At 58.9% G+C, this 19,804-nt stretch carries 23 protein-coding genes; 10 read left to right on the top strand and 13 right to left on the bottom strand.

The window, feature by feature from the left end; all coding sequences use genetic code 11:
* The first annotated feature begins 38 nt into the window (after positions 1-38).
* Positions 39-947 (top strand): prenyltransferase, encoded by a 909-nt coding sequence (locus tag ACFKSJ_RS01570; protein ID WP_440950521.1) that lies wholly within the window; start codon positions 39-41, stop codon positions 945-947.
* A gap of 31 nt (positions 948-978) precedes the next feature.
* On the opposite strand, the gene ACFKSJ_RS01575 is transcribed toward ACFKSJ_RS01570, so the two are convergent.
* The gene (locus tag ACFKSJ_RS01575) at positions 979-2,166 is read right to left on the bottom strand and encodes a M24 family metallopeptidase (RefSeq protein WP_440950522.1); all 1,188 of its coding nucleotides are present in this window, start codon (positions 2,164-2,166) and stop codon (positions 979-981) included.
* Between the two features lie 329 nt (positions 2,167-2,495).
* On the opposite strand from ACFKSJ_RS01575, the gene ACFKSJ_RS01580 reads away from it, so the two are divergent.
* From ACFKSJ_RS01580 to ACFKSJ_RS01595, 4 genes are all read left to right on the top strand, one after another.
* A complete protein-coding gene (locus ACFKSJ_RS01580; protein ID WP_440950523.1) occupies positions 2,496-3,305 on the top strand; it encodes a hypothetical protein in 810 nt (269 codons plus the stop codon).
* Positions 3,302-4,636 carry a B12-binding domain-containing radical SAM protein gene (locus ACFKSJ_RS01585; protein ID WP_440950524.1) on the top strand — a complete coding sequence of 445 codons (1,335 nt, stop codon included), beginning with the start codon at positions 3,302-3,304 and terminating at the stop codon, positions 4,634-4,636. Before ACFKSJ_RS01580 ends, ACFKSJ_RS01585 begins: the two co-directional genes overlap by 4 nt.
* A 108-nt stretch (positions 4,637-4,744) precedes the next feature.
* Complete coding sequence (locus ACFKSJ_RS01590) at positions 4,745-4,972, top strand: hypothetical protein (RefSeq protein ID WP_440950525.1); 228 nt, start codon at positions 4,745-4,747, stop codon at positions 4,970-4,972.
* A 92-nt stretch (positions 4,973-5,064) separates the two neighbouring features.
* Positions 5,065-6,639, top strand: a complete 1,575-nt coding sequence (locus tag ACFKSJ_RS01595) for a beta-ribofuranosylaminobenzene 5'-phosphate synthase (RefSeq protein ID WP_440950526.1) — start codon at positions 5,065-5,067, stop codon at positions 6,637-6,639.
* Positions 6,640-6,730: 91 nt separating this feature from the next.
* Here ACFKSJ_RS01595 and ACFKSJ_RS01600 read toward each other — a convergent pair whose 3' ends face one another.
* The 6 genes from ACFKSJ_RS01600 to ACFKSJ_RS01625 all read right to left on the bottom strand — a co-directional run bounded on the left by ACFKSJ_RS01600 (position 6,731) and on the right by ACFKSJ_RS01625 (position 10,194).
* A complete protein-coding gene (locus ACFKSJ_RS01600) occupies positions 6,731-7,930 on the bottom strand; it encodes an aldo/keto reductase (protein WP_440950527.1) in 1,200 nt (399 codons plus the stop codon).
* A 95-nt stretch (positions 7,931-8,025) separates the two neighbouring features.
* On the bottom strand, positions 8,026-8,535 hold the full coding sequence (locus ACFKSJ_RS01605) for a flavodoxin (RefSeq protein WP_440950528.1): 510 nt from the start codon (positions 8,533-8,535) through the stop codon (positions 8,026-8,028).
* A gap of 51 nt (positions 8,536-8,586) precedes the next feature.
* Positions 8,587-8,742, bottom strand: a complete 156-nt coding sequence (locus ACFKSJ_RS01610; RefSeq protein ID WP_440950529.1) for a hypothetical protein — start codon at positions 8,740-8,742, stop codon at positions 8,587-8,589.
* A 32-nt stretch (positions 8,743-8,774) separates the two neighbouring features.
* Complete coding sequence (locus ACFKSJ_RS01615) at positions 8,775-9,056, bottom strand: cupin domain-containing protein (RefSeq protein WP_440950530.1); 282 nt, start codon at positions 9,054-9,056, stop codon at positions 8,775-8,777.
* Between the two features lie 149 nt (positions 9,057-9,205).
* A complete protein-coding gene (locus ACFKSJ_RS01620; protein WP_440950531.1) occupies positions 9,206-9,841 on the bottom strand; it encodes a flavodoxin family protein in 636 nt (211 codons plus the stop codon).
* A complete protein-coding gene (locus tag ACFKSJ_RS01625; RefSeq protein WP_440950532.1) occupies positions 9,838-10,194 on the bottom strand; it encodes a hypothetical protein in 357 nt (118 codons plus the stop codon). The genes ACFKSJ_RS01620 and ACFKSJ_RS01625 overlap by 4 nt, the downstream gene beginning before the upstream one ends.
* A 180-nt stretch (positions 10,195-10,374) precedes the next feature.
* Between ACFKSJ_RS01625 and ACFKSJ_RS01630 the strand changes: the two genes are divergently transcribed.
* Positions 10,375-10,728 carry a winged helix-turn-helix transcriptional regulator gene (locus tag ACFKSJ_RS01630; RefSeq protein ID WP_440950533.1) on the top strand — a complete coding sequence of 118 codons (354 nt, stop codon included), beginning with the start codon at positions 10,375-10,377 and terminating at the stop codon, positions 10,726-10,728.
* Positions 10,729-10,757: 29 nt separating this feature from the next.
* Here the strand turns inward: ACFKSJ_RS01630 and dnaJ are convergent, their stop codons facing one another.
* The 3 genes from dnaJ to ACFKSJ_RS01645 are packed head-to-tail and all read right to left on the bottom strand — an operon-like array spanning position 10,758 to position 14,245.
* Positions 10,758-11,816, bottom strand: coding sequence for a molecular chaperone DnaJ (dnaJ, locus tag ACFKSJ_RS01635; RefSeq protein ID WP_440950534.1), 1,059 nt, complete (start codon positions 11,814-11,816; stop codon positions 10,758-10,760).
* Positions 11,817-11,833: 17 nt separating this feature from the next.
* Positions 11,834-13,726 carry a molecular chaperone DnaK gene (gene dnaK / locus ACFKSJ_RS01640; RefSeq protein ID WP_440950535.1) on the bottom strand — a complete coding sequence of 631 codons (1,893 nt, stop codon included), beginning with the start codon at positions 13,724-13,726 and terminating at the stop codon, positions 11,834-11,836.
* A gap of 9 nt (positions 13,727-13,735) precedes the next feature.
* Positions 13,736-14,245 (bottom strand): nucleotide exchange factor GrpE, encoded by a 510-nt coding sequence (locus ACFKSJ_RS01645; protein WP_440950536.1) that lies wholly within the window; start codon positions 14,243-14,245, stop codon positions 13,736-13,738.
* Between the two features lie 151 nt (positions 14,246-14,396).
* Between ACFKSJ_RS01645 and ACFKSJ_RS01650 the strand changes: the two genes are divergently transcribed.
* Positions 14,397-15,182, top strand: a complete 786-nt coding sequence (locus tag ACFKSJ_RS01650) for a hypothetical protein (RefSeq protein ID WP_440950537.1) — start codon at positions 14,397-14,399, stop codon at positions 15,180-15,182.
* Positions 15,183-15,372: 190 nt separating this feature from the next.
* On the opposite strand, the gene ACFKSJ_RS01655 is transcribed toward ACFKSJ_RS01650, so the two are convergent.
* Positions 15,373-15,513 (bottom strand): hypothetical protein, encoded by a 141-nt coding sequence (locus ACFKSJ_RS01655; protein WP_440950538.1) that lies wholly within the window; start codon positions 15,511-15,513, stop codon positions 15,373-15,375.
* A 13-nt stretch (positions 15,514-15,526) separates the two neighbouring features.
* Positions 15,527-16,249, bottom strand: a complete 723-nt coding sequence (locus ACFKSJ_RS01660) for a metal-dependent hydrolase (protein ID WP_440950539.1) — start codon at positions 16,247-16,249, stop codon at positions 15,527-15,529.
* Between the two features lie 627 nt (positions 16,250-16,876).
* Between ACFKSJ_RS01660 and ACFKSJ_RS01665 the strand changes: the two genes are divergently transcribed.
* Positions 16,877-17,164: a hypothetical protein gene (locus ACFKSJ_RS01665; RefSeq protein ID WP_440950540.1), complete on the top strand. Its 288-nt coding sequence runs from the start codon at positions 16,877-16,879 to the stop codon at positions 17,162-17,164.
* Positions 17,165-17,181: 17 nt separating this feature from the next.
* Here ACFKSJ_RS01665 and ACFKSJ_RS01670 read toward each other — a convergent pair whose 3' ends face one another.
* Positions 17,182-17,391 carry a TOBE domain-containing protein gene (locus ACFKSJ_RS01670; protein ID WP_440950541.1) on the bottom strand — a complete coding sequence of 70 codons (210 nt, stop codon included), beginning with the start codon at positions 17,389-17,391 and terminating at the stop codon, positions 17,182-17,184.
* 249 nt (positions 17,392-17,640) lie between these two features.
* Here ACFKSJ_RS01670 and ACFKSJ_RS01675 point away from each other — a divergent pair, with 249 nt between their 5' ends.
* On the top strand, positions 17,641-17,871 hold the full coding sequence (locus ACFKSJ_RS01675; RefSeq protein WP_440950542.1) for a DUF3006 domain-containing protein: 231 nt from the start codon (positions 17,641-17,643) through the stop codon (positions 17,869-17,871).
* Positions 17,872-18,424: 553 nt separating this feature from the next.
* The gene (locus ACFKSJ_RS01680; protein ID WP_440950543.1) at positions 18,425-19,669 is read left to right on the top strand and encodes an ABC transporter substrate-binding protein; all 1,245 of its coding nucleotides are present in this window, start codon (positions 18,425-18,427) and stop codon (positions 19,667-19,669) included.
* Positions 19,670-19,804: the final 135 nt, after the last annotated feature.

A 19,804-nucleotide genomic window follows, 5' to 3' on the forward strand; every position in this document is an offset into this window, starting at 1 on the left:
GATAGTCATCAGGATTTATCCGGTTCGGGTGGGATGAGATGTCCCACCATCCTGCTGCAGATCCGACCCCCCCGCTCTCTTCTGGTGAGCCCATGGTCGGGTTTGCCGCCACCCATTCCCGGTTCAGGTTCTGGATCTCCACAGGCGGGATCTCTCTGATTGGGTTTGCACTCGGGATGGAGGACTGGTCCTCCCTCTTCCGGCCAGAATATTACCTGTATCTCATCTTCTTCCTCGCCGTCTCGCTCTTCATCTCTGGTGTGAACGATCTCTTTGACGAATCGACCGACCGAAACAACCCAAAAGAATTGGGAAGTGAGTACAGGCAGGAGAGGACCCGGCGGCCACAGATGGTTCTGCCGATCATCCCCGTCGCCGTGCTCTGTGCGGCCCTGATCACCCAGAACCTCATCGGAAGCCTGATCTTTGGAGGATTTTTACTCCTTGCCTTCTTCTCCTCGGCCCCCCCGATATGGTTCGGGGAGCGTCGCGTCCAGGAGATCTCGTCAAATCTTCTGTTCATCCTGCCCGGGGTCTTTGGGTATTATCTGGCTGCAGGCACCCTCCCGCCCCTGCTCTTCGTCCTCGCCGGCTTTCTGCACTATGGTGCGACGCATCTCTTCTCTGCAATCCCTGACAGTGCCCCCGACCTGGAAGCAGGGATCACCACCATCCCGACCAGGATCGACGACGAGACCTCATTGAAGATCTGTTACGGGTTCTGGCTGATCTTCGCGGTGCTGGTCGTCTCCCTGGCAGGTTTCCACCCGCTCAGCCTCCTGGCTTTCATCTACCCGGTCTTTCCGGTCTCCCTCATGCTCCGCAAGCAGACTGAAACCGATACCGTCCCCGGATATCTCCCATATGTCACCACGGTCCTCGGGGGGCTCCTCTTCACAGCGATCATCATCTCAAAGATGCCGGCCCAACTCCCGACGTTCCTCTGAATGAGGTTGGGGTTTTTATCCGGCCTGTCGTTCAGAAGACCGGGATCAGGCCGAGGCTCTCCCCGGTGAGACACTCTCCTCCGGCCGGCGTGACCAGGTACGTGTTCTCAATGCCGACCATCCCGACGCCGGGCACTCCTTTCTTCGGCTCAAGCGCAAAGACCATCCCCTCCTGGATCGGCCGGTCAAAGCCCCGGGCGATCACCGGGGTCTCGTCGACCTGCAGCCCGATGCTGTGGCCGAGGAATCGCACCTGCCGTCCATCATATCCCATGAAGTTCTGTAAGAATCCGGGGTCCAGGTCGTCCATGACGGTCGTATAGATCTCGGAGGGGACGGCCCCCGGCCTGAGCAGGGAGGCCATCCGGTCCTGGATCGCGACGCACCGGTGATGCACCTCGATCACGTCATCGGGCAGCGGCTCTCCGAACATGTAGGTCATCGTCTTGTCGGTGTTGTAGCCCCCAAACCCGCACCCGACGTCGACGAAGACCAGGTCCCCGCTTGTCAGTCTCCTCTCCCGGCTCCCCAGCAGCGGAACGGCCGGATACATCCCATAACTCCCGCCCGGACCGTCGAAGGAGGTCGGATAGATCGAACTCTCGCCGAACCCGATCTGTCCGACCGCCATCTCGGTGTTGAACATCCCGAACCGGACGATCCCCTGGTGCCCCTCCCTGACCATCAATGCGTAGAGATCGCCGCCGAACTCGGCCTCGCTGATCCCTTCGGTGAGGAGGTCAGGCACGCAGTCCTCCAGGACATGCCGGTGGATCTTCCCGGCCTGTCGCAGGTAGCCAATCTCATAGGGGCTCTTCACCTCCCTGACGGCCATGACCTGTGCGTCGACCGGTTTCACCTCAGAAAAGGGGAGGTGTTTCTTGAGGCGCTGGAGCAGGGCCAGCGGCACCAGTTCCATCTCCAGATGCACGGTCTCGGGGATCTGACCCATCGCTGCTGCGGCATCACGGAAACTGTTCATCTTTCTGATATCAGGAAAGCACGATTCAGCCAGTGCCCGTTCATAACTCCGGCGGACCCAGAAGACGGGATCTCCTCTGCGGGGGATGAGCAGCATCCCATCCTGCATGGTCCCGGTGAAGTAGTAGAGGTTGAGCTTCCCAAAGAAGGCGGCGATCTCCCAGCCCGGCTCTGTGGTCTCCATCTGCAGCAAAAAACGGTCCATGCGGGCTCTCAGTTCATGGGAGGGAACCTTCATCTGAATATCCCGTTGGATTGAGCGGTATTTAACAGATAATATCAGAACAAACAGTCGTGCATCCAGATTCATATCTATCAGCATCACTCTGGCAGAACGTTCTCTCACCAGGTTTGCATTCTTCACAGAGTCGGGCTGGGAGAGCGACGCCCTCTCTGGTGGGATGGCCGGACTTCTGTTGCTGCCTGGGAATCTCGAGTTCTGAACGGGCCGGGACTGTTCAACGCCTCCTGGGGAGTCCTGGGGGATTTGTTGATGAGGATGGCCTGCCCGGTGCTCATCACGACTATATAGTGGGAGCGCGAGATCGACCGTATGAAGTGGGCATAATGGCCGGAATCAGCATCGTCCCTGACCCTGAATACCGCGGTGACGGGATCTCCGAGGGGCTTGCCAGGGGACTGCTCGTCTGGTCAGGCGGAGAGAACCTGACCGGCGAGGGGATGGGGATCGGCAGCGTGGCCATCAGGTGCCCCGGGTACACCTGCTTCTCCCGGACCTGCAGGGACAGCCCTGGCGGGGAAGGGGTCGTCGTCCGGACGTTCCTGGTCGACACCAGGATGAGCTGGAGTATCTTTGGGACTGTCTCTCCCTGGCTCACCCGGTCGATCGAGGTGGGGATCGAAGCCTACATGCGCATCCCCGGGCTTCAGCGCCTGCTGATGGCCCCGGTGGTGCCGCTCCGCTCCCTGCTCAGGATTCACCCGGTCTTCGAATCAATCCCCCCCACTGCCGAGGTCACGTTCACCTACCGGATCGCCGGGACGGCGGTCGACATCTCGGCACGGGTCCGTCCCCTCGCCGGTCCGGTCGGGACCGTCTGCCTGTTGAACGAGCTGAGTGCCGACAGTTTCGCGGCAGGATGGATCGGGGGTATCATTCCCCCTCCACCCGGGTGGGAGGAACTGACCGGGGAGATGAACGCCGTATCGTTGTACGACCCGGTGCACGACATCCGGTTCAGCATCGCAGCGGTCTCGACCTCTCCGCCATGTCAACCGAAGGTCTTCTGGGGAAGGGAGGTGGGAGAGGACCTCTGCTGGGCCGGGTTCGCCATCGAGGTTGGCAGCCTGGATGGCATGGAGGTCCCGGACGAGGTGTGCTACCGCATCGAGTTCACCGTCGGGGGGTCGACATGACCGATGCGCCGCGACCGGGCGGGGTCGTCCTGGTCTACCCCTACTTCCGGGACCTGGACCCGGTCGACAAACTCTTTCCGCCGCTCGGGATCGCCGGCCTGGCCAGCCAGATCCGGGACCTCGGCCTCCCGGTGAGCATCGTCGACTGCACGTTTATGACGGTGCCGGACGCTCTGGACCGGATCACCGCCCTCAAGCCGGCCATCGTCGGGATCTCGATCATGGTGACGATGAGCGCCAACGCGCTGATGCTCCTCCGGGCCCTCCGTGCCCGCCTCCCGGCGACCCTCTTCACCGCCGGCGGCCCCCTCCCCACGGTCAACCCGGCGATCTTCGCCGATGAGTTCGACCTGCTCTCTCTGGGAGAGGGAGACCTGGTCTTTGCGCAGTTCTGCCGGGACTACATCGCCGCCGGGTCGGAACGGGCGTGGGTCTCGGGGGTCGACGCCGCGGACTACCCGGGGATGTACCTGGTACAGGACGGGGAAGTCAGGTCTTCTCCGCCGGTGCACAACCCGTCGGCGATCCTGGATCGCCTGCCGCTCCCGGACCGGAGCCAGTTCGATCACCTCCGCTACCAGCAGGCGATGGAGGAGTCCGGGGGTATGAAGCAGACCAGCCTGATCATCACCCGCGGGTGCCCGTTCGCCTGCGACTTCTGTTCCAAGCCGGTCTGGGGGAACGTCTTCCGCAAGCCCCCGCTCGAGCGGGTCTTTCAGGAGATCGAGGAGGTGATGGCCCTCGGGTACGACGGTCTCTGGATCGCCGACGACTGCTTCACCCTCGACACCGAATACCTGGTCCGGTTCTGCGAAGAGATGATCCGTCGCGGCAGCCCGATCGCCTGGACCTGCCTCTCACGGGTGGACCGGCTCACCCCGGACCTGGTGAACCTGATGAAGCGGGCCGGGTGCATCAGGGTGTACCTGGGACTCGAATCCGGAAGCGACGAGACCCTCAGCCTGATGAACAAGAAGGTGACCGTCGAGCAGGGGGTCAGGGCCGTCCACCTCTTCCACCAGGCAGGGGTGGGGACGGCCGGGTTCTTCATGGTCGGGTACCCGGGCGAGACTGTCGAATCAGTCGAAGAGACCTTCGCGCTCTCCCTCTCCCTGCCGCTCGACGAGGCCTGGTTCACCGTCCCGCTCCCGCTCCCGGGAACCCCGCTCTTTGAACGGGTGGCCGACCCCCGGGTCTGGGAGGACTGGGAGTTCTCCAACCAGGTGAAGTTCGTCTACCAGTCGACCTTCGATGACCAGTGGCTGGAATCGAGGATCCGGCAGACCCGGGCGGCGTTCGACGGTCGCCGGGTATCTCCGGCCGGCGATTGATCCGGTCATGTCCCCGCTTCTCCACAATCTATAAGTGACCCGGGGGCGAAGGGGGCGATCATCCGGTGCGTGCCGGGAACTGCACCGGATGGAGATGGAACGATGGGTATGGAACACCACGAAATGGGCATGGGGCACCACGGCATGGAGCACCATGAGATGGGGGGAAACCCCTGTATGAAGATGGTATGGGAGAAACTCGACGATGAGACGAAGAAGAAGATCAAGCTTCGGATGTTCGACGAGAAGATCATGCACAAGGAGGACTGCATCAAGCAACTCCAGTACAAACTCGAGACGATGAAGATGCTCCGGGCATCGCTGGAGAAGATGTGAGGCCCCCTCCTCCTCTTCTTGGTCTGCTTCCGTCGTCCCGGTTCCCGTTTCGCTCTTCTTAAATACTCCCCGGTCCTACGGGAAAAAAGCAGATGTCAGTCTCAGATCTCTTCTCGATGCTCAAGGAGCTTGAACAGTCCAGCCCGGTCTCCCCCCTCCAGAAGATCCTGCTCCTCACCGACGGATCGGTCACCAACCTCCTCGAGGTGGTGGCCGGCGAGCGGATCGAGGTGCACACCCTCGCCCAGCAGGTGGTGCGGGCGGACCCTGCCGAGGCAGCAGACCTGGGGATCGGGGCCGGCGACCTGATCAACTTCCGGGTCGTGGACCTGGTCGGTGCAGAGAGCCGGAGGACCTATGTCCACGCCGTCTCCCACACTCCGCTCGATCACCTCGAACCGGAGTTTCGGGACGACCTGATGGCCGCCGACATCCCGATCGGCAGGATCCTCCAGCGATACCATATGGAGACCCGGCGGGAGATCCGGGATATCCGCCCGATCCGTGCCGATAGGGATCTCTCCGGAACCTTCGATGTCCCGGCCGAGTCGGTCCTCTTCTCCCGGCGGTACGCGATCATCCATGACCAGAAGCCGCTGATCTTCATCGAGGAGATCTTCTCGCCGGCGCTCTGGGAGGGGGTCTCGATCTCCGGCCAAGCCGGCGCCCCGTTACCGGTCCCTGCGGAGGACCTGAGCATCCGGGTCGAGGCCCCATCAAGGCTTCACCTGGGGCTGATCGACATGCATGGCGGGCTCGGGCGGGTCGACGGCGGGATCGGGATCACGCTGATGAACCCCTGTACCGGCATCGAGGTGAAGAGGGGCGAGGACCTCACCGTCACGGGCGGCACCCCCGAGGTTCACCGGCGGGTGCTGGATGCTGCCAGGAAGGTGCTCGACACGGCCGGCATCCGGGGTGGCGCCGCGATCACGGTGAAGCGGTCGATGCCGCAGCACACCGGCCTCGGGAGCGGGACCCAGATCGCCCTGGCCACCGGGGCGGCGATATCGAAACTGTACACCCTGGACCTCTCTGTCAGGAGGATTGCAGCGATCGTGGGGCGGGGCGGGACCTCGGGGATCGGCACGGCCGCCTTCGGGCACGGGGGTTTCATCCTGGACGGCGGGCACAGCTTCGGCCTGCACGGCGAAAAGCACGGGTTTGCACCGTCTGCTGCATCATCGACGGTGACGCCGGCGACGATCTGCGCCCGGCTGCCCTTCCCGGAGGCCTGGAAGATCGTCCTGGCGATCCCGAACCGGGGGACGAACGTCGAAGGGGCCGACGAGGTGGACATCTTCCGGGACTACTGCCCGGTCCCGCTCGCGGACGTCCGGCAGATCTGTCATGAGATCATGACCCGGATGCTCCCCGGTATTGCCGAGGAGGACCTGGCCCTCTTTGCCGATGCCGTCAACGCGATCCAGACCCTCGGGTTCAAGAAGGTGGAGACGGGCCTGCAGGACCCGGTGGTGCCGGCCCTGATCCGCGAACTCAAACAGGCCGGGGCGGCCTGTGCCGGCCTCAGCTCCTTCGGCCCGACCGTCTATGCGATCACCGACGGGGATCTCGCCGGCATCACCCGTGCAGCAGCGGAGACCTTCGGCGAGCAGGGTGGCGAGGTGATCGTCACCAGGGGTCGTAACTACGGAGCGGTCTATTGATGGGTTACCGGTAAAATTGGAGTTCGATCGGTGATTCTCTTTCGAGAATGATGACCGATCAACCGATGATCGATCTGAACCGATCTCGCGGTTACGTCTGTTTGAATATCTGTCGTGCCATGGCCACTCGCTGCTCGAACTCGGGTCCTTCCAGTTCTGCCACAACCGATTCGAGCACCGCCGGGATGTCGATCTGCTGGGGGCATCGTTCAACGCACTGCCCGCACTGGACGCACAGGGATGCGAACTCGGCTTCCCCGAGGGCGACAGCGCCGCCCAGCCGTGCGGCATACATGAACTTCTCCTCGTCAGGATTGTCGACCAGGTACAGGTTGTTGTACTCCTCGAAACACAACGGGATGTTTACTCCTGAAGGGCAGGGCATGCAGTACCTGCAGCCGGTGCAGCCGACTTTCATCAGTTCACGGTAGGTAATCTCTACTTTTTTTACCAGCCGCAGTTCCGCTTCTGTCAGAGAGTTCGGGTATCCCTGGTCTGCCAGGGTAAGATTCTCCTGAATATGCGTCTCCTCATTCATCCCTGAGAGGACGACCGTCACCTCGGGGTGATTCCATATCCAGCGGAACGCCCACTCTGCAGGGGTCCTCTTCGTCGGAGCCTCATCCCAGATCTCTCTCACGGCAGAGGGTACGGTTTTGGTGAGGTTCCCTCCCCTGAGGGGCTCCATGATGATGACGCCAAGCCCCCTGGAGGCCGCGTACTCCAGACCCGCTGTACCTGCCTGGTTCTTCTCGTCCAGGAAGTTGTACTGGATCTGGCAGAAGTCCCAGTCATAGGCGTCGACGATCCGGTTGAAGTCCTCTCCTGCACCGTGGAAGGAGAACCCTGCGTTCCTGATTCTGCCGTCGGCCCTGGCTTTGTCGAGGAAATCGGCCACACCCAGTTTCTCAACCGCATCCCACAGATCACCAACGAGTGCATGGACGAGATAATAGTCGATATGGTCAGTCCTGAGTCTCTCCAGCTGGGCGTCCAGGAGTTTATCCATATCCTCCCGGCTCTCGATAAGCCAGGACGGGAGTTTTGTTGCGAGTTTCACCTTCTCGCGGTACCCGTCAGCCAGGGCACGACCCACGAAAGGCTCGCTCTGTCCCATATGATAGGGCCAGGCCGTGTCGACATAGTCCACCCCGTGGTCGATCGCAGAGCGTACCTGTTTCGTCGCCCGTTCTTCATCGATCGATCCGTCTGCTCTCATGGGAAGACGCATGCATCCGAATCCAAGGATGGATAGTTCGTCGCCGTTTTTGGGAATTTTCCGATACAGCATTTTCATTCACCGGGTTTTGTACCTTTTATTATTATACGGATTTTCTGGGGAGATTAATCACAGCGGTTTTAAATTTTCATCCCGAGTTCACGCAGTCAGCCGGCTATCTCATCCTGCGCCCTGTTGACCTCGCCGCCACGGATGGCACGACCTTTCAGGACGGTTGACTGCGGGCAGATCTTTTTGATATCTGCGACACTCCGTCCTATGCCGCTTCCCTCGTGCGTGCAGAACGGTGCAATGGTCTTTCCGGCGAGATCATAATCCTCAACAAAGGTGAAGACCGGCATCGGCATCGTTCCCCACCAGTTGGGGTAGCCGAGGAAGACCAGGTCATAGGAAGCCAAATTTTCCAGGTGGCGGGTGAGCTTCGGTCTGGCATTGGCGCGAAGCTCCTGCTGTGCTACCTCGGTGGTCTCTGTATAACCCTCGGGATACGCAGTCACCGATTTGATATGAAAGAGATCGCCCCCGGTCATTTCCCGGATCATCGTTGCTACGACCTCTGTGTTGCCGGCCGGCAGGTTCACGATACTGCCGTTGACATAGTTGTTGCCTGGGCGCGAAAAATAGGCGATCAGACATTTGGCATCATTCTGGTTCATGGTTCCTCACGTTCCCGTCTTCCACCAATCCGGCGTCACCCTGCTCTGCATTCATATGCTCTTTCCCATTTCGTAAGCAGCAGCCATCTCCGGTCTTCCTCTGATATCACCGACGTCCGTCACGCCGGTTCCGCAGATGATCCCTGCCACCTCAGCATCGGGATAGCAGGAAAGAGCTGCCTTAAAGCCGTTGATAGTACCATCCATGGCTTCTGGTCCGGTGTCCGTGCTGGTGGCTATCAGGTACACTTTCTTGTTTGAGATCTCGGTATAACGCGGACATGGACAAGCCAGGTGTCCGGTGCAGCCCCATGCCAGTGTTTCACATCCGGACGGATCGTTACCACGTCCCCTTCCCGGATCACCTGTGCCTGCCGGCCCTCTTCCTGATAGTACCCTGTGCCGCCGGTGACCAGCAGGATCTGGCCGCCGGGATGGGTATGCCAGCTGTTCCTCGCACCGGGTTCAAACATCACATTCCCAACCGGGCAATGGAACGTGCTGTCATCGGGAACCAGCATCTTCAGCCATACATTCCCGATGAAATGGTCGTTTGCAATCCCATCCCCGGCAATCTTCTCCCCTGTGGGGAAGATGAGCCGTTCGGGAATTCTTTCCGCTCTCTCTATACTATCTCCTCCTCAATCTGCTCTCATTCTTTTCATCACCATCAGTCCCGGATAAAGTTCGTGAAAACTGTTGTTTCCCGCACCGGGAGCTTTACGCCGGCCCGGAGCCCCGCCTCTTTGCATTTCAGGAAGAACGCCATGTTCCGTGCAAGGATGCGCATGATCTGCAGGCCTTCTTCGTCCTTCTCCACATCTTCCGGCTGTGCCCCGTGGACCATGTTCCAGTACCGGGACGATATGACCGGCATCTCCGAGATGGTGAAATACTTGTTGAGCTGGTCGAAGGTGGCCGTTGTCCCTGCCCTTCGTGCAGAGACGACCGCGGCCGCCGGTTTTTGGGCGAAGATCCCTCTCCCTGCCAGCATGTTGGTATAGAAGACGCGGTCCATGAAGGAGGTGATCGCCCCGGTCGCCGAAGCGTAGTGCACCGGCGATCCGAAGATGAAACCGTCGGCCTCCTTTGCGATATCCAGGAACTCGTTGACGGTGTCGTCGAACATGCAGCGGCCGGTCCTGGCACATGTATTGCAGGCCGTGCAGCCGGCAAGCGGTTTGACACCTATCCAGAATATCTCTGTCTCGATCCCTTCTTCGTTCAGGGTCTTTGCTACTTCGTTCAGAGCAGTCCATGTGCAGCCCTTTTTGTGAGGGCTGCCGTTTACCAGTAATACTTTCATCTGTATCCCTCCAAATGGTTCAGATTCTCCGGCAGATCCTGATCTCCCCGTACGATGCCGGGCCGTACGATCAGCAGTATCACGATGATGAGTGCGAGCCAGAGCATCACCGTCCCGGCCGTCAGCGAGGCCCCGACCCGGACCGCGAGCAGTTGCGTGGGGGTCATCGCGGCGGTGCCGGCAGCAGCGAAGACGGCGACGAGGATGCCAAGTCCCAGCGAACCGCCGAGCTGGTGAGCAACATTGACAAGCCCTGAGGCAGCACCGGCATCCTCTTTCGTGACGCCGGCGATACCGGAGGCGGTGAGCGGGCCGAGGGTGGCACCCTGGCCAGCGCCGATGACAGCCGGCATGGCTACGCGGCTCCCGTCGTGCTGATCTCGATAACAATCCGTGCTAAAATAATTTTCATTGATTTAATTCTCCACCTGCTTCGTCGGTTTCGCCTGATGGGGTTATGGTACATGTTAAGGAGGTATGGCATAAATAGGGAGTACGCACAAATATGTCACATACTTACAGGTTTGATACTGATGGATTCCACGCAGAAACAATACAAGTACAACTGGGGAATCGAGGCGACCCTGGATGTGATCGGAGGAAAATGGAAACCGCTGGTCATCTACCAGCTCAAGGACGGGACGTTGCGGTTCAACCAGATCGTGGGCAAGGTGACGCCCAGGATCACCCAGAGGATGCTGACAAAAGAGCTTCGCGAACTTGAGAAAGACGGCCTGGTCACCAGAAAGGTGTACGCCCAGGTCCCGCCGAAGGTGGAGTATTCACTGACGGAAACCGGACAGTCCCTCATCCCGATCCTCGACCAGCTCTGTGACTGGGGATATGAACACATGAACGACGAGATCGCGTTCAAGTGTGAAGAATAACTGGCGGTTGGATATCTGACGGATTCTCACTATTTGACCGAGAAAGCCTCTTTGACCAGTCTCTTCTGCTCAGCCGTCAATTTTTCCGGAATCTTGACGACAACCCTGACCAGCAGGTCGCCCCGGTTGTCGGAGTTCAGGTAGGGCATCCCCTGCTCCTTGAGCCGGAAGCGGGTGTGACTCTGGGTGCCGGCTGGGATCGTCAGCATCGCCGTCCCGGTGAGGGTGGGCACCCGGACCTCCCCGCCGAGGAGGGCGGGGCCGAGCCCGATCGTCGTCGTGCTCTGGAGGTCGACTCCGTGCCGCTCGAATGTATCGTGGCGCCTGATGTGGACGACGATGTACAGGTCACCCGGGGCACCCTGGTTCTCGCCGGGCTCCCCCTCGCCGGCCACCCGTAAGAACTGGCCGTCCTCCACACCCCGGGGGATCGACACCTCGATCCGTCTCGTCCTTCGTATTGACCCTCTCCCCTGGCAGGACTCGCAGGGCTTTCCGATGATCTTCCCACGCCCACCGCAGTCCGGGCAGGGGGCGATCCTCACCACCTGCTGATTGCCGCTCCGCTGAATATTCCGAATCTCGCCGGTCCCCTTGCAGGTGGGGCAGTCGCGGATGAAACCGGGTTGTGCACCGGTGCCCTGGCAGGTATTACAATCATAACTGTGGGGAACCTCAACGATCTTTTTCATGCCATAGAAGGCGTCGGTGAGGGAGATCTCGAGATCGAACCTGAGGTCTGCGCCCGCCCGGCTCCGTGCCCTGCCCGTGCCCCCGGAGAAGGCGTTGAAGATGTCGCCCAGACCGAAGTCCCGGAAGAGATCGTCGTAGCTGGGTGGTTTGTACGTGGCCGAGTCCCCGGGTTTGAACTCTGTCCGCCCCACCTGATCGTACTCGGCCTTCTTCTGCGGGTCGCTGAGGACCTGGTAGGCTTCGTTGATCTCCTTGAACTTCTCCTCTGCGTCCTTGCTCCCCTTGTTGAGATCAGGGTGGTATTTTCTGGCCAGCTGTCGGAACGCCTTCTTCAGGTCGTCCTGGGAGACATCCTTCTTGACCCCCAGGACCTCATAATAATCTTTCTTCTCCATCGACGGCAGAAAAAATGTTACTTCTCGTCATGGACCTTGAAATCGGCGTCCACAACGTTTTCATCGGGGTTTTTGCTCTCTTCCCCCTGTGCCTGTCCGCTGCTCTCCCAGCCTGCCGAACCGGTCTGCGGTCCCGCCTGTTCCTGCGCCTGCCTCTGGGCGGCTTCCTGGTAGACGGCGGACCCGACCTCTCCCAGCACGTTCTGGAGTTTCTCTGTCTCCGTCTTGATTCTGGCGATATCCTTCCCTTCCAGTGCTGATCGTACCGCCACGATCGCCGCATTCACCTTTTCGACCAGGTCCGCGCTCACCTTGCCGGCGAGATCGGATTTTGTCTTATCGGCCGTGTAGATCAGGGAATCGGCGGCGTTGCGGGCCTCGATCTCCTCTTTCCGCTCCCGGTCCTGCTCTTCGAACTGTTTCGCCTCGTCGACCATCTTCCGGACATCGCGCTCTGCCAGTTTTGTCGAGGCGGTGATGGTCATCTTCTGCTCCTTGCCGGTGCCGCGGTCCTTCGCCGAGACATTGAGGATCCCCGAGGCGTCGATGTCGAAGGTCACCTCGATCTGGGGGACGCCCCGCGGTGCCGGCGGGATCCCGACGAGGTTGAACTGCCCGAGGCTGACGTTGTCGGCAGCGAGGGGCCGCTCCCCCTGGAGGACATGGATGGTGACCGAGGTCTGGAGGTCGGCGGCTGTCGAGAAGACCTCGCTCTTTCTGGTGGGGATCGTCGTATTCCGCTCGATCAACGCGGTCCTCACGCCGCCGAGGGTCTCGATACCCAGGGTCAGGGGCGTGACGTCGAGCAGGACCATGTCCGTGATCTCGCCGCCGAGGATCGCCCCCTGGATGGCCGCCCCCATGGCCACGCACTCCATCGGGTCGATCCCCCGCTCCATCTTCTTCCCGACATGGTCCTCGATGAACTTCTGAACCACCGGCATTCTCGTGGGTCCGCCGACGAGGATCACCTTCTGGATATCCTCCTTCTTCAGGCCGGCGTCCTTCAATGCCTGTTCGAACGGATGGATGCAGCGTTCGATGATCGGTCCGACCAGCTGCTCGAGCTTCGACCGGCTCAGCTTCAGGGAGAGGTGTTTGGGGCCGGCCTGGGTGGCGGAGAGGTACGGGAGGTTGATCTCGGTCTCCAGCACCGTCGACAGTTCGATCTTTGCCTTCTCGGCAGCCTCCTTCACCCGGTTGATGGCCATCTTGTCGTTTCGGATATCGATCCCCTCGAGTTTCTGGAACTCGGCGGCGATCCATTCGTAGATCGCATTGTCCATGTCGGTGCCGCCCAGCTGCGTGTCCCCCGAGGTCGCGAGCACCGTGAACGTCCCGCCGCCGAACTCCATGATCGTCACGTCGAGCGTGCCGCCACCCAGGTCGAAGACCAGGATCTTGTACTCCCCGCCCCGGTCGAGCCCGTAGGCCATCGAGGCGGCGGTGGGCTCGTTGACGAGCCTCACCACGTCGAGGCCGGCGATCTTCCCGGCATCCTTCGTCGCGGTCCTCTGGTTGTCGTTGAAGTAGGCAGGGACGGTGATCACCGCCTTGGTGATCGTCTCCCCCAGAAAGGTCTCCGCATCCCGCTTGATCTTCTGCAGGAGGAACGCCGAGATCTGCTGGGGGGTGTACTCCTTGCCGAGGATCTTGTAGACATGGTCTGTGCCCATCTTCCGCTTTGCCGCCGTGACCGTCCCTTCGGGGTTGCTGACCCCCTGCCTCCGGGCCGGCTCCCCGACGAGGAGCTGGCCGTCGGCTGAAAACGCGACATACGAGGGGAACATCTTGCCGGCGACGGTGGCGCCCTCTGCCGAGGGGATGATGGTCGGCTTTCCGCCGAGCATCACGGCGGCTTCACTGTTGGATGTCCCGAGATCGATTCCGATAATCTTCTCTTTTCCCATTCTGCTCACCTACTGTTTCAGAACTCTTTCTGCAATCTTTACCCTGGATGGCCGGATCACCTTTGACTTCAGATGATAGCCCTTTCCGATCTCTTCGATGATGGTGTCGGGCTCCTGTTCGCACCGCTCCTTGCAGAGAACTTCGTGGAGATTGGGATCGAATTTCTTCCCCACGCATTCGATGGGCTGCAGTCCGTACTCGTCCAGGATCTTCATCAATTTCCTGTGGATCATAGACATCCCCTCCCGGTTCTCCTCCAGTTCAAGGGCCGGCAGGGCACGTTCGAAATCATCCAGAATGACGAGGATATCTCTGATCAGGTTCTCGTTTGCCAGGGCAATGACCGAGCCCTTCTCTCTCTCCGACCATCTCCGGTAGTTGTCGAAATCAGCCTGGAGGTAGTGCAGCTGGTTGAGACGTTCCTCTGCCAGACGCGTCTGTTCTCCAAGTTCCTTCTTCAGCGCCTCGACCTGTTCGGCCAGCTGCTCTTTCGTGAACCCGATCGCTTCCCCGGTCATTGGACGGGCTATTAACGTTTTAGTATTTAAGTATTGTCTCCTATTGCCGTTGCAGAACCCGGCATTTTCTATTTCTGACAAAGGATAAGCGATCGGGACGACTTCGGCACGATACGTGCACGTGGTGTGGGCAGATGCTGCCGCCTCTGATATGAACGTCGAAGGTTTCAATTTCCATCGACGGCGTGCCGGCGGTCCTCTCTCCTGGGAATACGATCGCGGGGGGGCGGAGACCTTTTGGATCCAGGGCCGGGACGGGTCCGTGAACCGGATGGGTCGACGATGGGGATCGGTTCGGCGGCGGATGACGGCGTTCACCTTCAACCGGGAGATCTCTTCCACCTGGAGACTGGGCGGGCTGGTCTGCTCTCACCGGACGATCGCGACGGCGGCGACGGTTCCGATCCAGACCCTCATTTTTTTCATCCTTTTCATCAAATTTTCAGCATGTTTTCATCAACTGATGAAAAAAACTCGGCGGCAGATCTGCCGGCTGATTGCGGAAAAGGAGAAGGATATTCTATCAAAATTAATAAGGATCAATTATTTTCATCAAATCAAGAAAAACATGGAAGCACACCTGATCAGAGTACCGGCCCTCTCTCTCTCACGTTATTCGGCATTTGATGAAAAAAAAGATGGAAAAAATTCCTATGGCTTCGAATCGACGAAAGACGAGCAAAACAATGGCGGTTCGTTTTCATCATTTGGTGAAAACGTGATGAAAATTGCTGAAAATGATGAAAAAAACTCGGACAATCGGCCGGCCCTGAGATCGAGATCTCCACTCACCCAGGTTGCAGCTCCGAACGGCACCGGACCGCAGCCGTCTACCGCGCCGGCGCTGACCCTCACCCAGGTGAACCCGGGCGACTATAGTCGAAAACCTGATAATATTCAGGTTTTCTCGTATAGTCTTAAACACATCAAATCCTAAAAATAGACCAATCTCCGACTCTTTGAGTCTACGATTGGTCAAGATTGTTGCGTTCAACACTATATTCCCCGATCGCCGGCGGTCCGCTGGTTGAGCCATGCCCGGTCTGCGGCGGCCGGGTGGTGCACTACACCGAACGGTACCGGGCCCGGGGGAAGCAGGAGAAGAGCCGGCATATCTGCCGGGGCTGCTATAACCGGGCCCGGGACCGCGAGCAGGCCGCCGTCCAGATCCTGCCGGGTGCGATCCCGCTGGATGAGGTTGAGCCGGTCGACCCCGCCCTGGTCGGCCGGTGCATGGTCTGCGGGCTCCAGGCGGCGGGCGACCGCACTGGAGTCTCAGCCTCAGGTGCGTTGCTGATCCCCTCTGCTGGATGTCGTCATTCTGACCTCTGCATCGTGGAGCATCATGACCGTGCAGACCGCCAGGGTTCCTATGCTCACCGGCCACTTCAGGTCTTCCGGGCAGAGGCCGGTCGAGTAGAGGAGCAGCATCGCCGCAATTGCGACACCGGTCAGGATATGGAAGTGACGGATCCGGAGATCCTCCCTGTTGCAGGGCCGGATACTGCCGGCGATCCGGCAGGTCTCATTGAACGGGTACATGAGGCACAATCCCTTCTTTGTGCAGAGATCCTCGAGGAAGTGGAAGAGCAGGCCGACGATGATGCCGGCTGAAAAGACCCTCACATAATGAAGTTCAGGGCTGAAGGGAAACAATCCCATGATCAGGAACATACATGATGTGATGAAACCGGTCAGGAAGAAGAGGCCGGGGAGGGAATGGGTCAGACGCTTGTCTTCAGATTCCGGTTCCTGACCGAGTATTCTCCCGCAGAGTGAGATATAGAGGCGCAGGACGGTCCGTTTGAAGACCTGGATCATGAGCCAGGCCGGGGATAACGCGTTGAACTGCCGGGGTCTCTTCATCTGAATATCCGGCAGGACCGCTCCGACGCACACCCCGCCACCGACGACGGGGAGGAGAAACAGGTTGCCGGAGATCAGGGGCAGGTACAGGATGAGCATGCCTCCGCATGCGAGACTGATGTGGTGACGGGTGATCATGGTTTCATCAGGATGTGACTGGTTGCATGCTCTCCTCTTCTCGTTACCAGACGATGAGCAGGGTGGCGAACGTCCCGATAGTGAGGATGCTGAAGAACAGGAGGATGGCGGCCAGGTCTGTCCCGGGTACTCCCGGATTGTCCGGGCTGTCTTTGGGCATGCTCTCTCCTTGCCACCCATCGTAATCAGGATACTGAGTGTGGTGACCCTTTCTGGCATATGCCTGCATGCTGGTGTGAGCAGATCCCATGGTATATCATCATCTGGTAGGCTGTTTGACTATTTATATTTTGATTAATCTTTTAAAAAAATAAATGTAAAATATTTAACATGGGGAGGTATCCAGACGCGGTCCCGGAGGTACATGGAGTGCGGACAGTTCAGGGATCTCCTCTGTTGCAGGTCTCCAATTCGCATGTTAGGGCGCACAATCCCAGGTGGAGCATGTACAATACCTGAATCCGTCTCTGCGGGTCGGGTCGCCGGAGTCGACCGGAGTGTCCCTGAAAATTAACAAATTATTATTAACTTTTTTAAAAATGCACATATTGTTATATGGTGCCCATCGAAACTATGGTGCCGAATCCTGACAGAGTCAGGAGCACCAAAGAAAAATCGGATTGAACCATGCCCCTTCCCTTTCAAGACCCGGCCCCTCCCTATCCCGGCTGGCAGCGTCGTCTCTACCGGCTCTCCCGTCCGGTGACCGGAGAAGATATTGATTCGTTTCTTGGAAACGAGGACCTGTATGTGCGGGAGACGGCGGCCGGCCCGGTGAATATCATCCAGAAATACGGTCTTCTCGAGATCCATGCTCTCATCGGCGGACTGAGTATCGAGGTCTGGTTCAACCCTGACAAAGGGGCATATCCCTCGGAGTACCTCGACGCCCTGCTTGCGAGCCGGTTTGATTAGGATCTGCAAAAAAGGGTTTAATCGATCCCCACCATCACTTCGGAGGCTTTCATAACCGCATATACCTTCGACCCTTCCCGCAGATTCATCGTTTCTGCAGAGTGGGTGGTGATGGACGAGACGATCTCATTCCCGCCGGCGATGGTGATCACGACTTCCGTGCTTACAGGACCCTTCTTGATCATCTTCACGGTTCCTGCAATCTGATTTCGTGCGCTGATCTTCATGGTACTCAACACGTGTAATTGATACAGGTTATAATTAATATTATTCACTTAATGACGAGGCCGATTTTGGAGATTCATGCAGGTGATGCCGGTCACTTCGCACGTGGTGAAGATCTTTCGATTCTTCTCAACAGCCTCTTGAGAGGTCCTGTGAACACCTCTCTCGTCTGAAGACCGTGACTCCACCGCTCTGTCGGTGACCTATATCAGGGCCGGCGTCTTCAATCTGGTACAGATGTATAACATCAGATGGGAGACGGACTCATGAAGGCGACGGTCGACCGGTTCGAGGAAGGCCAGGCGGTGATCCTCCTTCGGGACGACGAACGGGTACCGCTGGTGATCCCACGGGCCCTGCTGCCCCCTCTCGAGGAGGGGGACATCCTTGAGATCACAATCGAGCGGGACGAGCCGGCGACCCGCGAGGCCGAGGAGCGGGCTCTCGGGATCCTGAAGCGGCTGAGGGAGAAGGATCTCTGATCGATCGGTTCTCCGCTCCACGAGGTCCCGTGACCCCGGGGAATCTGGACAATCCGATCGTCCAGAACCCGGAATGTCGGGTCCGATACGAGGATCAGTACTTCGGAAGATATCCGTCAATGCCGGCGCCGTATCGGGGGGAACTATGCTGGTTAATACGAATAACTGGTCTCTCTTACGAAAAGGAATCCGCATCATCCCCTTCCCCTGGCATATGCGGATGGCCGTCGTTACGGTTGTTTTCGCACTGACCTATGAGACCCTCGTGATCTGGCAATTCTTCTCCTGAATCAAGAGATGTGAAAGGATGAAATGAAGAGAGAGCATGAAGTCGCACGGGCCGGCCGCCGGCACCGGCTGAAGCTTATGTTCCCGGCCGACTCCGTCACCATCACCTGGATCACCTTCGCCCTGAGGGGCTGAGTATCCCTTTTTTCGATCCTGTTGAAACCTTCTCATACCACGCCCATCCCACCATCACTAAGGAAAACAGGAGAGATGTACCATTTTTCATAGGAGCAAGATATTTATCATCACCAGCACATTGCCCCCCATGAAAACGAATTCTATGACAACGATCGCGCTCATCGTCATCGCTCTTGTACTGCTCACTGCCGGCTGCACGCAACCAGCAGGATCACCGGGAACCACGAATGCCACCGCAACAACGGCTCCTTCAGGAACGGTAGGGATTCTCTATACGGCAGGTGTCGGCCTCATGCCCGGACTCCTCGCGACCAACCAGGTTGACGGGTACATTGCCTGGCAGCCGGTCGTCGAGGTCGGCGTGGAGAGCGGTGTCGGACAGGTAGCATCCTATTCAAAGGACCTGCCGCCGGCAGGGAAGTGGAGCGACCACCCCCAGAACGTGTTCGTCGTCCGCGATGATTTCTATAATGCGAACCCGGATTTCGTCAATGCCTTCAGTGCACTCAACCTCGCCTCAAGCCAGTACATCACCGATCATCCCCAGGAATCAGCAGATATCATCGCTGACTGGCTTGCGGGGAAGCAGAACTTCTCGTATGGAAACGTGAGCGTCTCATCCGTCACTGCGGTCACCAACTCCCTCCCGACCATCAGATTCACCTCAGAACCCTCGGACTCGTGGAAGAGCAGCATGAATGACTTTGTCGACGCACTGATATCGATCGGTTCTGTGAACGGCTTCTTAAAGAACAGCTCGGCAGACCGGAATACCCTCCTCTACAACTTTGCTCCGTACCAGAGTGCACAGACCATCGTTGTGAACAGGAATATGGCGACCCCGGCTGTCGTGAAGGAGCCGGTGACCGTCGGGTACCTGCTGGCAGTGGATCATTCGGCACTCTTCGTCGCGGTCAAGAACTGGCAGTACTTCAATGACACGTACGGCATCGCCCTGAAACCGCAGAATCCCACCATGGGAAAACCTGATGGTGCAGACTTCATCGTGAACGGCCGAAAGGTAGCTGAAGTGAGGCTGATTTCAGCATCGGCCGGACCTTCCCTTATGCAACTCGCAGCAACCGGTGCGATCCAGATGTCGTACGTGGGTGCACCTCCCGCGATCGCGGCCATCGACACAGGCACGCCGATCAGGATCACCTACCCGATAGATAACCTCGGCACCGGCCTCGTTGTTACGAAGGGTGCACCGGTTCAGGACTGGAGGAGCTTTGTCGCATGGGCAAAGCAGCGCTCTGACGCCGGCAGACCGCTCGTCATCGCCGCACCCGGCAAAGGTTCTATCCAGGACGTCATGCTCCGCTATGCCCTCCAGGACAGCGGATTTGCAACCACTGAAGTAAGAACATAATTAGGCATCAGGAATCCCGGAAGGTGAAGCTGATAGGGATCCTGCGAACATGAACCATACTCATGGAAAGGAAGAGCCGAAAGGAGCAGATCCAGTCAATCACGAACAGAGAGAAAACATCTTCAACCGGGCAGG

Source organism: Methanosphaerula subterraneus (genome assembly GCF_052055875.1).
GTDB classification, from domain to species: domain Archaea; phylum Halobacteriota; class Methanomicrobia; order Methanomicrobiales; family Methanospirillaceae; genus Methanosphaerula; species Methanosphaerula subterraneus.

Excerpts from the sequence above, each read along its gene's own strand:
- ACFKSJ_RS01570 (WP_440950521.1), top strand. The coding sequence starts at position 39 with ATGTCCCACCATCCTGCTGCAGATCCGACCCCCCCGCTCTCTTCTGGT.
- ACFKSJ_RS01575 (WP_440950522.1), bottom strand. The coding sequence starts at position 2,166 with ATGAAGGTTCCCTCCCATGAACTGAGAGCCCGCATGGACCGTTTTTTG.
- ACFKSJ_RS01580 (WP_440950523.1), top strand. The coding sequence starts at position 2,496 with ATGGCCGGAATCAGCATCGTCCCTGACCCTGAATACCGCGGTGACGGG.
- ACFKSJ_RS01585 (WP_440950524.1), top strand. The coding sequence starts at position 3,302 with ATGACCGATGCGCCGCGACCGGGCGGGGTCGTCCTGGTCTACCCCTAC.
- ACFKSJ_RS01590 (WP_440950525.1), top strand. The coding sequence starts at position 4,745 with ATGGAACACCACGAAATGGGCATGGGGCACCACGGCATGGAGCACCAT.
- ACFKSJ_RS01595 (WP_440950526.1), top strand. The coding sequence starts at position 5,065 with ATGTCAGTCTCAGATCTCTTCTCGATGCTCAAGGAGCTTGAACAGTCC.
- ACFKSJ_RS01600 (WP_440950527.1), bottom strand. The coding sequence starts at position 7,930 with ATGCTGTATCGGAAAATTCCCAAAAACGGCGACGAACTATCCATCCTT.
- ACFKSJ_RS01605 (WP_440950528.1), bottom strand. The coding sequence starts at position 8,535 with ATGAACCAGAATGATGCCAAATGTCTGATCGCCTATTTTTCGCGCCCA.
- ACFKSJ_RS01610 (WP_440950529.1), bottom strand. The coding sequence starts at position 8,742 with ATGGATGGTACTATCAACGGCTTTAAGGCAGCTCTTTCCTGCTATCCC.
- ACFKSJ_RS01615 (WP_440950530.1), bottom strand. The coding sequence starts at position 9,056 with ATGCTGGTTCCCGATGACAGCACGTTCCATTGCCCGGTTGGGAATGTG.
- ACFKSJ_RS01620 (WP_440950531.1), bottom strand. The coding sequence starts at position 9,841 with ATGAAAGTATTACTGGTAAACGGCAGCCCTCACAAAAAGGGCTGCACA.
- ACFKSJ_RS01625 (WP_440950532.1), bottom strand. The coding sequence starts at position 10,194 with ATGCCGGCTGTCATCGGCGCTGGCCAGGGTGCCACCCTCGGCCCGCTC.
- ACFKSJ_RS01630 (WP_440950533.1), top strand. The coding sequence starts at position 10,375 with ATGGATTCCACGCAGAAACAATACAAGTACAACTGGGGAATCGAGGCG.
- dnaJ (WP_440950534.1), bottom strand. The coding sequence starts at position 11,816 with ATGGAGAAGAAAGATTATTATGAGGTCCTGGGGGTCAAGAAGGATGTC.
- dnaK (WP_440950535.1), bottom strand. The coding sequence starts at position 13,726 with ATGGGAAAAGAGAAGATTATCGGAATCGATCTCGGGACATCCAACAGT.
- ACFKSJ_RS01645 (WP_440950536.1), bottom strand. The coding sequence starts at position 14,245 with ATGACCGGGGAAGCGATCGGGTTCACGAAAGAGCAGCTGGCCGAACAG.
- ACFKSJ_RS01650 (WP_440950537.1), top strand. The coding sequence starts at position 14,397 with ATGAACGTCGAAGGTTTCAATTTCCATCGACGGCGTGCCGGCGGTCCT.
- ACFKSJ_RS01660 (WP_440950539.1), bottom strand. The coding sequence starts at position 16,249 with ATGATCACCCGTCACCACATCAGTCTCGCATGCGGAGGCATGCTCATC.
- ACFKSJ_RS01665 (WP_440950540.1), top strand. The coding sequence starts at position 16,877 with ATGCCCCTTCCCTTTCAAGACCCGGCCCCTCCCTATCCCGGCTGGCAG.
- ACFKSJ_RS01670 (WP_440950541.1), bottom strand. The coding sequence starts at position 17,391 with ATGAAGATCAGCGCACGAAATCAGATTGCAGGAACCGTGAAGATGATC.
- ACFKSJ_RS01675 (WP_440950542.1), top strand. The coding sequence starts at position 17,641 with ATGGGAGACGGACTCATGAAGGCGACGGTCGACCGGTTCGAGGAAGGC.
- ACFKSJ_RS01680 (WP_440950543.1), top strand. The coding sequence starts at position 18,425 with ATGAAAACGAATTCTATGACAACGATCGCGCTCATCGTCATCGCTCTT.